The organism is Amaricoccus sp., assembly GCF_036846665.1.
Lineage (GTDB): Bacteria > Pseudomonadota > Alphaproteobacteria > Rhodobacterales > Rhodobacteraceae > Amaricoccus.
Genome location: NZ_DAIUBO010000106.1, coordinates 1 through 12,989 on the forward strand (window position 1 = coordinate 1; position 12,989 = coordinate 12,989).

Genomic DNA, 12,989 nt, shown 5'->3' on the forward strand with positions numbered 1-12,989 from the left:
CGAGCGGCACCCGGAACGAGCCGAACTGGGCGACGACGAGGATGTAGATGCCGAGCAGCGCCACGCCGAAGGCAGCGCCCATGTCGCGGAAGGTGACCCAGGTCACCTCCCATTCGCCGTCCCAGAGCAGCACGGGCATGGTCTCGTCCTCGGGCTGGCCGTGCAGGCTGATCGCCGGCTTCGGCAGGTCGCTCCAGTCCTGCGCGTCGAGCGCATCCCTGACCGCGAGCATGCCGTAGAGCGGCGCCTCGAAATCGCCGGCGAGCTCGGCGGTGACCATCTCCGCCGCGCGGCCGTTGTGGCGGAAGACCGGGAAGGAGGCCGGCTCCTCGCTGACCCGGACCACGTCGCCGAGCTCGACCACGCCGCTCGAGCCGGGCAGCACGTTGGCGGGGATCGGGGTGGTCAGGAAGCGCTCGTCCAGCACCCTCGCCCCTGCCGGGCGCTCGATGCGGATCGGCACCGGCTGGCGCCCGCCACCCCGATGGGAGTAGCCCACGGTCTGGCCGCCGTTCAGGATGGCGATGGTATCGAAGACGTCGCGCTCCTCGACCTTGAAGAACTCCGCGTCGTCGGTCGAGACCGTGGCGCGCAGCCGCCGGGCCGGCTCGCCGAAGGAATTGTCCACGTCCACCACGAAGGGCACCGAGCGGAACGCCTCCTCGACCCGCGCCGCCACGGCGCGGCGGGTCTCGGCGTCGGGGCCGTAGATCTCGGCGAGCAGCGTGGCCAGCACCGGCGGCCCGGGCGGCGGCTCGACCACCTTCAGGCTGGTTCCCGGCGGAACCTCGAGCGCCGCCAGCCGCGAACGGATGTCGAGAGCGATGGCATGGCTGGCCCGGTCGCGCTCATCCTTGGGCAGCAGATTGATCGCCACCTCGCCCTGCTCCGGGCTCGCGCGCAGATAGGAATGCCGCACCAGCCCGTTGAAGTTGAAGGGCGCCGCGGTACCGGCATGGACCTGCACCGAGCGCACCTCCGGCAGCGCCAGCACGCTGCGCGCCACCCGCTGCGCCACCGCCTCCGTCGTCTCCACGGCCGCGCCTTCCGGCAGGTCGATGACCACGGCGAGCTCCGACTTGTTGTCGAAGGGCAGGAGCTTCACCGTCACGGCCTTGGTGTAGAAGAGCGAGAGCGAGCCGAGCGTCAGCACGCCCACCGCCAGCAGGAAGAGCCAGCTGCGGGCCTTGCTGTGCAGGATGGGCCGCGCCACAGCGGAATAGATCCGCCCCAACCTGCCGCCCTCGGCGTGATGATCGCCGTGGGCCGCATGGGTGGACCGGCCGGCGACCTTCAGCATCAGCCATGGCGTGACGGTGACGGCGACGAAGAACGAAAAGATCATCGCCGCCGAGGCATTGGCCGGGATGGGGCTCATGTAGGGGCCCATCATGCCCGAGACGAAGAGCATCGGAAGGAGTGCCGCCACCACCGTCAGGGTGGCGACGATGGTCGGGTTGCCGACCTCGGCCACCGCCTCGATGGCCGCCTGCCGGCGCGGCCTCTCGTCGCCCATGCCCCAGTGCCGGGCGATGTTCTCGATCACCACGATGGCGTCGTCGACCAGGATGCCGATCGAGAAGATCAGCGCGAAGAGCGACACCCGGTTGAGCGTGTAGCCCATCAGCCAGGAGGCGAAGAGCGTCAGCAGAATCGTCACCGGGATCACCACCGCGACCACCACGCCCTCGCGCCAGCCGATGGCGATCACCACGAGCCCGATGATCGAGACCGTCGCGAGCCCGAGATGGTAGAGCAGCTCGTTCGCCTTCTCGTTGGCCGTCTCGCCGTAGTCGCGCGTCACCTCGATGGCGATGTCCTCGGGGATGAGGCTGCCGTGCAGCCCCTCGACCCGGTGCAGGATCTCCTCCGCCACCACCACCGCGTTCGAGCCGGCCCGCTTGGCGATGGCCAGCGTCACCGAGGGCACGCGCGCCGGGGCGCCGTCGGTCAGCGCGACGGTCGAGACCAGCAGCTTGCCGCTCTCGATGCTCAGCCCCACGTCCGCCAGGTCGCGCACGTAGACCGGCCGGTCGTCGCGGGTGGTGACGAGCAGGTTGGCGATCTCGTCGGGCCGGCGCAATGTCTCGCCCGCGACCAGCGTCACCTGCTCGCCACCGTCGCGCAGCCGCCCCGCCGGGAAGGCGGAATTGGCGCCGGAGACCTTGGCCGCGAGTTGCTGCAGCGTCACGCCATAGAGCGCCAGCCGCTCGGGGTCCGGCGCGATGCGGATCATCTCGCCGGTCTCGCCCACCAGATAGGTCAGGCCCACGTCCTCGATCTTGGCGACCTCGGTGCGCAGCTCCCGGGCGATCCGGGTCAGGTCATTGGGGGTGATGCGGTCGTTGGCCTCGGGCCTCGGCGAGAGGGTCAGCGCCAGGATCGCCACGTCGTCGATGCCGCGCCCGACGATCAGCGGCTCAGGCACGCCCACCGGGATGCGGTCCATGTTGGCGCGCAGCTTCTCGTGCACGCGCAGGATCGCCGCGTCCGAGGAGGTGCCGACCACGAAACGTGCCGTCACCATCACCTGGTCGTCGGCGGTCTGGGAATACACGTGCTCGACCCCGTCGATGCCCTTTACGATGGTCTCGAGCGGCTCGGTGATCAGCTTGACCGCGTCCTCAGCCTTCAGGCCGGCCGCATCCACATGGATGTCGACCATGGGCACCGAAATCTGCGGCTCCTCCTCGCGCGGCAGCGACACAAGCGCCAGCAGGCCGAAGACGAAGGCCGCGATCAGGAAGAGCGGCGTCAGCGGCGAGGTGATGAAGGCGCGGGTGAGCGCCCCCGCGATCCCGAGGTTCTGCGAAGCCGGGGTCACGGCGTGACGACCACGTCGCCCGGCCGGAGCCCCGTCAGCACCTCGACCTCATCCGCCTCGCCCGCGCCCTCGTCGAGCATCACCGCGCGGGCGACCTCCTCCTCGCCCTCGCGCACCGTGACGAAGTCCATGCCCGAGCGCTTCGCCACGGCGTCGCGCGGCACCATGAGCGCCGCCCGCGTGCCCACCGGCACCTCGACCAGGACCCGGGCGTTGACGAAGGCGGTCTCGAGGCTCTCCACCGACACGTCGGCGATCACCCGGCCGTTCTCGATCTGGGGATAGATCTTGGCGAGCTCGCCTTCCGATTCCGCGCCGTTGGCGGTGATGCGGATCGTCGCGCCCTCCTCGAGCGTGTCGGCGTGGCGCTCGGGGATGGCGAGGCGCAGGAAGAAGCCGCCGCCGCCGATGGTCGCGATGGGCTCGCCGGCCAGCACCACCGCCCCGCGGGTCACCGGCACGGTCAGCACGCGCCCGTCGCCGGGGGCGACCACCTCGCCCTCCGCGCCCTGCTGCACCACCACGTCGCGCTGCGCCTTCGTGGCCGCGAGCTGGTTGCGCGCCACATCCACGGCGGTGCGCAGCTGATCGAGGCGCTGGGCGGTGGCCACGCCCCGCTCCACCAGCGCCTCGCCGCGGGCGAGCTCGGTCTCGGCCGTGGAAAGCTGCGATTCGAGCGCGCGCATCTGCGCGTCGAGCGCGGCCACCTGGAAGGCGATCTTGTCGTCGCGCACCAGGGCGATGCGCTGGCCGGCGGTGACCGCATCGCCCTCGCTCACGGTCAGCTCCTCGACGATGCCGCCGATGCGCGCCCGCGCCGGCACGCTGTCGCGGGCCTCGACCCGACCGTAGACCGCCTTCCACTCGGTGATCTCGGTGGGCGCTAGTTCGATGGTGCCGCCCGTCGCCGCGCCCGCGGCCAGAAGGGCGGCCATGGCCGCGAGCATGCGCATTGTCAGGATCAGAATGCGGTGCCCGGCTTGACGCCGAGCCTGCGGAAGGCGACCGCCGCCGGGCAGAAGCCGGTGAAGGCCGATTGCAGCATGTTGAGGCCCACGAAGGCCGTGAGCCAGACGAAATGCGGCGAGACCCAGGCGGTCAGGGCCACCGACAGAAGCACCATGACTCCAGCGAAGGCGAGCACCGAGCGATCGAGCGACATGACTTGTCCCCTTGCGATGATGCGGGTGCCGCGACCTGCGGCTTGCCCGCGGTTGCGATTCAGACCGTCCCGGCGTCCTGGGCGATCCTGACTTCCTTGAGTTTGTCGATGCCGAGCACCTGCAAGGCAAGCCGCTCGTAGAAGGGTTCCGAGACGCCGCTGCGGATCTTGTGCAGGAAGTACTTCTCGAAGCCGATCTTGGCGGTATGCACCCATTTGCCCTGCGACGACCAGTTGACGTTGCGCGGCGGGATCTGCGGCTGGGCGACGAAAGCGATGCCGCCGTCGCCGAAATCCGCGAGGCAGACCGCGTTCCAGCTGCCTTCCGCATCCGGCTCCTTGCCCTCGGTCAGGCGATGGATGTTGTGCGCCGTGGCGGTGACCATGGATTCGATCATGAAGCCGGTCTTGGGCACGCCCACCGGAACCGGCGTCTTGCCCATGGGCGGGATCGCGACGCAGACCCCCACCGAGAAGATCTCCGGGAAGGCCGGGTTGCGCTGGTGCTTGTCGGCGAGGATGAAGCCGCGCGGATTGGTCAGCCCCTCGATGTCGCGCACCGCCGCCACGCCGCGGAAGGCCGGCAGCATCATGGTGAAGACATGGGGCAGCTCCTGCGCCCGGGCCACCGAGCCGTCCTCGGCGATCTCCGAGACATGCAGCTTGTCCGCCTCGATCCTGTCGACGCGTGCGTTTGTGATCCACTTGATGTGCCGCTGGCGCAGCGCGCTCTCCAAGAGGCCCTTGGTGTCGCCGACCCCGTCGAGGCCGAGATGGCCGATATAGGGCTCGGAGGTGACGAAGGTCATCGGCACCTGGTCGCGGACCTTCGCGTCGCGCAGCGCCTTGTCGAGGATGAAGGCGAATTCATAGGCCGGACCGAAACAGGAGGCGCCCTGCACCGCGCCGACGATCACCGGGCCGGGCCGGGCCACCAGGGCATCGAAGGCGGATTTCGCCGCCACGGCATGATCGACCTGGCAGACCGAGATGGTATGCGCCCCCGGCCCGAAGCCCTCGATCTCGTCGAAGGCGAGCTCCGGCCCGGTGGCGATCACGAGATAGTCGTAGGCAAGCGAGCTCCCGTCCTCGAGCTCGATCCTGCGCTCCGCGGGATGGAGCCGCTTCGCGCCCTGCGGATGCAGCGCGATGCCGCGGCGCCTGAGCACCGGCTCGAGATCCACCTCCACCGCCTCGCGCTGGCGCCAGCCCACGGCGACCCAGGGATTCGAGGGCACGAAGGAATAGCGGCTGCCCCTGGTGACCACCGCGACCTCATGCGCCTTCCCGAGCTTCTCGCGAAGCTCGTAGGCCATGATGGTGCCGCCGAGTCCGGCACCCAAGACTACCACCTGCGCCATGCCGCGCTCCTCGCGTTAACAGTTTCAGTAATTAGAATATGACATCCAACTAGGGGCCTGCCTTGACGCAGGTCAAGCCCCCGCGCGAATTATTTCGCGCCTCGCGCCCGGCCGCCCGGATTGACAAGCCCCCGCGCGCCGCCAAGGCTGCGGGCCATGTCCCGCCCGCTCGACGACCGCGACCTGCAGATCCTCACGGTGCTGAGCCGCGAGGGACGCATCACCAAGGCCGAGCTCGCGCGGCGGATCAATCTCTCGGCGACCCCGGCCTGGGAGCGCATGAAGCGGCTGGAGGCGGAAGGCTATATCGAGGGCTACCGCGCCGAGGTGGCGCTCGCCCGCATCGCGCCCCATGTGACGGTCTTCGTCACGGTCGAGCTCGACAACCACCGGGCCGAGACCTTCCGGAGCTTCGAGCAGGCCATCGCCCGCCACGAAGAGATCCAGGCCGCCTGGGCGATCGGCGGCGGCTACGACTACCTGCTGAAGGTCGTCAGCCGCGACATCGACAGCTACCAGCGGCTGATCGACGCGCTGCTCGCCGAGCGCATCGGGCTCAGGCGCTATTTCACCTATGTGGTGACCAAGGACGTCAAGACCGCCTCCGCCCCGCCCTTCGAGGCGCTGATCGAGGCGGCGGACCCGGAGACCTGACGCCCGCCGCGCCGGGAAAGAGAAGAATCCTCTGCCGCCCCGCATCCCTTTGGACAATCCGCCTGCCCCGCGCGGCCTACCATCCGCGCGACGTGCCACGAGGCCGCGGGGACCGGATGCCCCGGAGAGGAGCAGAGCCATGTCAGGACCGCAGATACGGAGCGAAGCGCTGATGTCCGCCCTGGGCGATCCCGCCCTGCTGCGCGGCTTCGCCTATGTGGGCGGGCGCTGGGTGGGCGGCGCGGGCGGCGCCGGCATCGCGGTCACCGATCCCGCCGACGGAACGGCGATCGGCAGCGTGGCGCGCCTCTCCGCCGCCGACAGCGCCGCCGCCGTCGATGCCGCCGAAGCCGCCTTTCCCGCCTGGGCCGCGGCCCTGCCGCAGGTACGCTCGGCGCATCTGCGGCGCTGGTTCGAGCTGATGCTCGTGCATCGCGAGGATCTCGCGCGCATCATGACCTTCGAGCAGGGCAAGCCGCTCTCCGAGGCCCGCGGCGAGATCGACTACGCCGCCTCCTTCGTGGAATTCTACGCCGAGGAGGCCAAGCGCCCGAACATCGAGAGCGTCACCTCGCATCTCGCGGACGCCGAGGTGGAGATCTGGCGCGAGCCGGTCGGCGTCGCCGCGATGATCACGCCGTGGAACTTCCCCGCCGCCATGCTGACGCGCAAGGCGGCCGCGGCGCTCGCCGCCGGCTGCACCGTGGTCGCGCATCCCTCCGCCGAGACCCCCTTCTCGGCGCTGGCACTGGCGGAGCTCGCCGAGCGCGCCGGCTTCCCCGCCGGGGTCTTCAACGTGGTTACCGGCGACGCCGCCACCGTGGTCGGCCCCTGGACCGAGGATCCGCGGGTGCGCGCGCTGTCCTTCACCGGCTCCACCGAAATCGGCAAGCTGCTCTACCGCCAGTCCGCCGCGACCGTGAAGCGGCTGGTGCTCGAACTCGGCGGCCACGCGCCCTTCCTCGTCTTCGCCGAGGCCGATCTCGACCAGGCTGCCGAGGAAGCCGTCAAGGCCAAGTTCGCCACCACCGGCCAGGATTGCCTCGGCGCCAACCGTTTCCTGGTCGAGCGCCCGGTCTACGAGGGCTTCTGCACGCGCTTCGCCGCGCGGATCGCGGCGCTGACGCTCGGGCCGGGCATGGAGGACCGCGACCTCGGGCCGCTGATGAACGAGAAGGCCGTCGCCAAGCAGGAGGAGCACGTCGCCGACGCGCTGAAACGCGGCGCGAGGCTCCTCACCGGCGGCAGGCGCTCCGGTCTCGGCCCGCTCTTCTTCGAGCCGACCCTGCTCGTCGACGTGCCGCCCGACGCGCTGATCTTCCGCGAGGAGACCTTCGGCCCGGTGGCAGCCGTCGCCTCCTTCGTCAGCGAGGAGGAGGCGGTGGCGCGCGCCAACGACACCGAATACGGCCTCGTCGCCTATGTGCATGCGCTCGACCCGCGGCGGATCTACCGGCTCAGCCGCGCCCTGCGGTTCGGCATGGTGGCGATCAACCGCACCAAGGTCACCGGCGCGCCGATCCCCTTCGGCGGCATGAAGCAATCCGGCCTCGCCCGCGAGGGCGCCCGATACGGGCTCGAGGCCTTCACCGACATCAAATACGTCTGCCGCGACTGGGCATGACGGGAAAGGAAAAGACCATGCTCACCAACGATCAGCTCGCTCTCTGGGACCGCGAGACCTTCTTCCACGCCTCGACCCATCTCGCGGCCCATGCCCGCGGCGAGACGCCGAGCCGCATCATCACCGGCGGCGAGGGTGTCTGGATCGAGGACCGCGACGGCCGCAGGCTGCTCGATGCCTTCGCCGGGCTCTATTGCGTGAATGTCGGCTACGGTCGCCGCGAGATCATCGAGGCGATCACCGAGCAGGCCCGCGAGCTCGCCTATTACCACGCCTATGTCGGCCACGGCACCGAGGCCTCGATCACGCTGGCCAGGATGATCCTCGACCGCGCGCCCGCGGGCATGTCCAAGGTCTATTTCGGCCTCGGCGGCTCGGACGCCAACGAAACCAACGTCAAGCTCGTCTGGTACTTCAACAACATCCTCGGCCGGCCGGAGAAGAAGAAGATCATCTCCCGCTGGCGCGGCTACCACGGCTCGGGGCTGATGACCGGCTCGCTGACCGGGCTCAAGGCCTTCCACGCCAAGTTCGACCTGCCGCTGCCCCAGGTCCTGCACACCGAGGCGCCCTATTACTTCCGCCGCAAGGACCTCGCCCAGTCCGAGGCGGAGTTCGTCGCCCATTGCGCCGCCGCGCTCGAGGCGCTGATCGAACGCGAGGGGGCCGACACCATCGCCGCCTTCATCGGCGAGCCGGCGCTCGGCACCGGCGGCCTCGTGCCGCCCCCCGCGGGCTACTGGGAGGCCATCCAGCCAATCCTGAAGAAGCACGACATCCTGCTGATCGCCGACGAGGTCGTCTCTGGCTTCGGCCGCCTCGGCGCGATGTTCGGCTCGGACCATTACGGGATCCGCCCCGACATCATCACCATCGCCAAGGGGCTCACCTCGGCCTATGCCCCGCTCTCGGGCTCGATCGTCAACGACAGGGTCTGGGCGGTGCTGGAGCGCGGCACCGACGAGAACGGCCCGATCGGCCACGGCTGGACCTATTCGGCCCATCCCCTCGGCGCCGCGGCGGGCATCGCCAACCTCGAGCTGGTGGACAAGCTCGAACTAGTGAAGAACGCGCGGGAAACCGGCCCCTACCTGCGGGACGCCTTCACCCGGGCGATCGGCGCGCACCCGAACCTCGGCGAAATCCGCGGCGAGGGCCTGCTCTGCGCGGTGGAATTCGTCGAGGACCGCGACACGCGGACCTTCTTCGACCCCGCCGCCAGGATCGGCGCCAGGGTCACCGGCGCGCTGCTCGCCGAAGGTGTGATCGCCCGCGCCATGCCCGAGGGCGACATCATCGGCTTCGCCCCGCCGCTCTGCCTCACCCGCGACGAGGCCGACCGCATCGCCGGGGCGCTCGGCAAGGCGGTGGCGGCGACCTTCAACTGAGGCCCTGAGCGCCGGCCGCGCGATGGAACGTCAGGGTCAGGGGAGGGCCGGATCGCGGCCCTCCCGACCGGCCGTCAGCCCTTGTCGCCCTGGGCGCTGGCCGCCGCCTCCAGCTTCTGGATGTCCTGCTCGCTCAGCTGCGGCCGCTCGATGTCGAGCGTGATCCTGTCGATCGTGCCGTTGAAGGCGAAAGGCACCTGGTAGTCGGCGTCGTTCACGCCCGTGAGCGTGTCCGAGCCGATGTCCTGGCTCTCGTCCCAGGCCAGCGTGATCGGGATGGTGTGATCCATCTTCTGCCGCGCCACCTCCTTGCCGTCGACATACATGATACCCTCGGCCGACCGGCCGACGCCGCTCAGGCTGTTGTATGCGAAGGTGCCGAAGCCCAGGCCGTCGTAGTTGAACACGAACTCGAGCTTGTGCTTGCCGGCGGTGAGCTTCTCGCTGCTCTCCCAGCGCCCCCGCTCCAGATCGACCAGGTTCCAGGTGTAGACCGGCACGCCCTTGAGGATGTAGAAGCCGTGCCCGCCGAACTTGCCGCCCTGCGTGAACAGCATCCCGTCGCCGCCGTCCTCGCCCACCTCGACCTCGGCGGTGATCTTGTAGGAGGCGTTGAGCAGCAGCGGCTCGGTGCCGTTCGGGTTGCCGACCACCGGATAGGTATACTCGAAGTGGGACTTGCCGGCGATGACGCTCGGCCGCGGCGTCACCATCCGCGGCGCCAGCGAGTTGTCGAGCGGGAAGACGTTGTACTTCGACGCCTCGACGAAGAAGAGCTGCTGCATGTCGCGCAGCTTGTCCGGCATTTCCGCCGCCAGGTCGTTGTTCTGGGTCCAGTCCTTGGTCAGGTCGTAGAGCTCCCACTCGAAGCTGTTCATCACGTCCCGCGCCGGGACCGAGAACAGCGCCCAGGGATCGGCGATCGGCGTGGTATTGGCGTACCAGCCGTCGTTGTAGATGCCGCGGTTGCCGAACATCTCGAAGTACTGGACCGTGTGCCTTGTCGGATCGTCGGGCCCCGCATCCCAGGTATAGACCATGCTGGTCCCGTCCATCGGCTTCTGCTCGATGCCGTAGGCGAATTTCGGCGCCGGGATGCCTGTGGCCTCGAGGATCGTCGGCACGATGTCGATGAAATGGCTGAACTGGTTGCGCACGCCACCCTTGTCGGTGATGCGCTCCGGCCAGGACATCACCATGCCCTGCCGCGTGCCGCCGAAGTGCGAGGCGATCTGCTTGGTCCACTTGAACGGCGTGTCGAAGGCCCAGGTCCAGCCCACCGCCATGTGGTTGTAGGTCTGGTCGGTGCCCCAGACGTCGTAGAAGTCCTTGAGCTGCACGTCGACGGGCGGGGTCACGCCGTTGAACTGCGCCACCTCGTTCGGCGTGCCGATCAGCGAGCCCTCGGCCGAGCTGCCGTTGTCGCCGACGATGTAGATGATCAGCGTGTCGTCGAGCTTGCCCATGTCCTCGATCGCCTGGATCACCCGGCCGTTCTCGTGGTCGGCATAGGCGAGATAGGCGGCATAGACATCGACCTGCCGGATGAAGAGCTTCTTCTCGTCGTCGGTCAGCTCGTCCCACTGCTTGAGGTCGTCGGGCCAGGGCGTGAGCTCGGCGTCCTGCGGGATCACCCCGAGCTTCTTCTGGTTGGCGAAGATCGTCTCGCGCAGCTTGTTCCAGCCGTCGTCGAAGAGATGCATCGCGCTGATCTTGTCGACCCATTCCTTGGTCGGGTGGTGAGGCGCATGGGTCGCCCCCGGTGCCAGATAAACGAAGAACTTCTGCTCCGGATCGATCGAGTTCAGCGTCTGCAACTGGCGGATGGCGTCGTCCGCCTCGGCGGTGATCAGGTTCCAGCCCGGGTTGTCCCGGAACGGGTAGATCTGCGTGGTGTCGTTGAAGAGGTTCGGCTGCCACTGGTTCGCATCGCCCCCCATGAAGCCGTAGAAATGGTCAAAGCCGAAGATCTCGCCGGTCGGCCACTGGTCGAACGGCCCGAGCTGGCTCTCGGTGTAGGGTGGCGTGTTGTGGTTCTTGCCGTACCACGACGAGTTGTATCCGTTGGCGCTGAGGATCCCGGCGATCGCGATCTCGTCGCGGCCGATCACCGCGTCATAGCCGGGAAAGCCGGTGGACTGCTCCGCGATGACGCCGAAGCCCGCATTGTGGTGGTTGCGCCCGGTGAGCAGCGCCGCCCGTGACGGCGAGCAGAGTGCGGTCGAGTTGAAGTTGGTGTAGCGCAGGCCGTCGGCGGCGAGCTGGTCGAGCGCCGGCATCGGGATCACGCCGCCGAAGGTCGATCCGGCCCCGAACCCGGTGTCGTCGGTCATGATCACCAGCACGTTCGGCGCGTCTTCGGGCGGCACGATCCGCGGCGGCCAGAACGACGTCGAATCGTAGGCATTGAGCTCGATCGTGCCCCCGAACTGCGGCGGCACGTTCGGAATGTAGTTGCCGTCGATCGTCGTCGTGGCATCGGGCGATCCGGGGCTCCCGGCGGCCTCCGCGTGGTGGTCAACGCCGGCGTTCGCGTGCCCGTCGATGGCCGCGGCCGGGGCCTCGCCGTCGCTCTGGGCGCTTGCGCCAGCCGCGATCACGAGGCCGGCGGCCAGTGTCGAGAGGAAGCTCGCCGATTTCATCTGTCTCTCCCTTCGGAACGGAAGCAGACGCAGGCCTCGCCCCCTCGGGCAGGTCACGTCTGCGTGGACTGCGGAAATCCGCCGATTCAGGCTTGAATAGCAAATGCCCGCGCCGGAAAGTTGACCGCAGGCGACAATCGCCCGCGAGGCCCGGAGAACCCCCATGACCGCCACCATCCCGCTGATCCGGGCGGGCTCGCTCTTCGCCTTCGTGGAATGGCTCGAAGCGCGGGGCCGCCCGGTGGACGACTACCTCGCCGCGGCCGGCGTGCCCTGCGATCCGCTCACCGACCCCGATCGCAGCCTGCCGCTCCATTCGGTCATGACCTTCATCCGCGCCCTCGCCGAGCGCGAGGGCCGGCCGGATCTGGCATGGCAGGTCGTGGGGGACGCGAGCGTCGCGGGCCTCGGCGCGCTCGGAAGGGCCGCCTTCGGCGGCGCGACGGTCGCCGAGGGGCTGGCGGGGGTCGCGCGGACCATGCCGGATTATTGCACGCACGAGACCTTCGCCTTCACCGAACAGGCCGGCGGCGGCATCCTCGAGGTCGCCTTCGCGATCCGCGCCGATCCCGCATCCCTGCACCACGCCCAGCTCTACACCCTCGCGCTCGTCGCCGCCTTCTGCGCCGCCGCCCATGCCCGGCAGCCCTGTTTCGAGGAGGTGGCGCTGCCGCCGCATCCGCGGTTCGGGCTTTCCCAGGTTCCGGCCGGGATCGCCCGCTCGCTCCGCGCCGCGGCAGGCGGCACGATGCGCGTGCGCTTCGCCGCCCCGGTGCTGGCGGCGCCCCTGCGGCGGCCCGGCCCCGCGGCCTCCGTGCTCCACCCCGGCGCGGAAGCGGCGCTGCGCCAGCAGGCCCGCTTCCTCGAGGCCGCCCGGCGGATGGTAGCCGCCATGGTGGCCGACGGCCAGCCCTCGGCCGAGATCCTCGCCGAGGCGGCGGGCGTCACCCTGCGCACCATGCAACGCCGCCTCGCGGCGAAGGGCACGAGCTTCTCCGCCCTGGTCGACGAGGCCCGGCGCGAGGCCGCCCTGGCGCGGATCGAGGAAGGCGCCGCCCCGATCGGCGAGATCGCCGCGACGCTGGGCTATTCCTCCCCCTCCTCGCTCACCCGCGCCGTGCGCCGCTGGACCGACCACCCCCCGTCGCATCTGCGCCGGCCCCAGCCCTGACGGCCTGCAGGGATCGGGCATGGCCGGTGCCAGGATCGTGCCCGCCGATTGCGGCACAGGTCGATCGCATCCGAAGCCCATCGTCCCCGGTACGACCGTCCCGCCACGAGACGAGGGCAGCGCCCGGCCCGGGCGGAAGCGAAGCGCCCGCGTCGTGCCGGAG

Annotated in this window: 9 protein-coding genes; 4 read left to right on the forward strand and 5 right to left on the reverse strand. The window is 69.6% G+C overall.

Annotation, left to right across the window (positions count from 1 at the left end; genetic code table 11):
- From V7050_RS11605 to V7050_RS11620, 4 genes are all read right to left on the reverse strand, one after another.
- Positions 1–2,824 (reverse strand): efflux RND transporter permease subunit (locus tag V7050_RS11605; RefSeq protein ID WP_324375397.1); only part of this gene is annotated, 2,824 nt, incomplete at its 3' end.
- Positions 2,821–3,783 (reverse strand): efflux RND transporter periplasmic adaptor subunit, encoded by a 963-nt coding sequence (locus tag V7050_RS11610; RefSeq protein ID WP_442885623.1) that lies wholly within the window; start codon positions 3,781–3,783, stop codon positions 2,821–2,823. The genes V7050_RS11605 and V7050_RS11610, both read right to left, overlap by 4 nt.
- Before the next feature lie 2 nt (positions 3,784–3,785).
- Positions 3,786–3,986, reverse strand: coding sequence for a YgaP family membrane protein (locus V7050_RS11615; RefSeq protein ID WP_324368373.1), 201 nt, complete (start codon positions 3,984–3,986; stop codon positions 3,786–3,788).
- Between the two features lie 59 nt (positions 3,987–4,045).
- Entirely contained in the window at positions 4,046–5,347 is a 1,302-nt protein-coding gene (locus V7050_RS11620) for an NAD(P)/FAD-dependent oxidoreductase (protein WP_324368375.1), read from the reverse strand.
- A gap of 156 nt (positions 5,348–5,503) precedes the next feature.
- Here V7050_RS11620 and V7050_RS11625 point away from each other — a divergent pair, with 156 nt between their 5' ends.
- The 3 genes from V7050_RS11625 (at position 5,504) to V7050_RS11635 (ending at position 9,013) form a co-directional block, all read left to right on the forward strand.
- Positions 5,504–6,001, forward strand: coding sequence for an Lrp/AsnC family transcriptional regulator (locus V7050_RS11625; RefSeq protein WP_324368377.1), 498 nt, complete (start codon positions 5,504–5,506; stop codon positions 5,999–6,001).
- A 139-nt stretch (positions 6,002–6,140) separates the two neighbouring features.
- Positions 6,141–7,625: an NAD-dependent succinate-semialdehyde dehydrogenase gene (locus V7050_RS11630; protein ID WP_324368379.1), complete on the forward strand. Its 1,485-nt coding sequence runs from the start codon at positions 6,141–6,143 to the stop codon at positions 7,623–7,625.
- Between the two features lie 17 nt (positions 7,626–7,642).
- Positions 7,643–9,013: an aspartate aminotransferase family protein gene (locus tag V7050_RS11635; RefSeq protein WP_324368381.1), complete on the forward strand. Its 1,371-nt coding sequence runs from the start codon at positions 7,643–7,645 to the stop codon at positions 9,011–9,013.
- Positions 9,014–9,087: 74 nt separating this feature from the next.
- Here the strand turns inward: V7050_RS11635 and V7050_RS11640 are convergent, their stop codons facing one another.
- Positions 9,088–11,655: an arylsulfatase gene (locus tag V7050_RS11640; RefSeq protein WP_324410563.1), complete on the reverse strand. Its 2,568-nt coding sequence runs from the start codon at positions 11,653–11,655 to the stop codon at positions 9,088–9,090.
- A 163-nt stretch (positions 11,656–11,818) separates the two neighbouring features.
- On the opposite strand from V7050_RS11640, the gene V7050_RS11645 reads away from it, so the two are divergent.
- Positions 11,819–12,826, forward strand: a complete 1,008-nt coding sequence (locus V7050_RS11645; protein WP_324368385.1) for an AraC family transcriptional regulator — start codon at positions 11,819–11,821, stop codon at positions 12,824–12,826.
- Positions 12,827–12,989 lie beyond the last annotated feature (163 nt).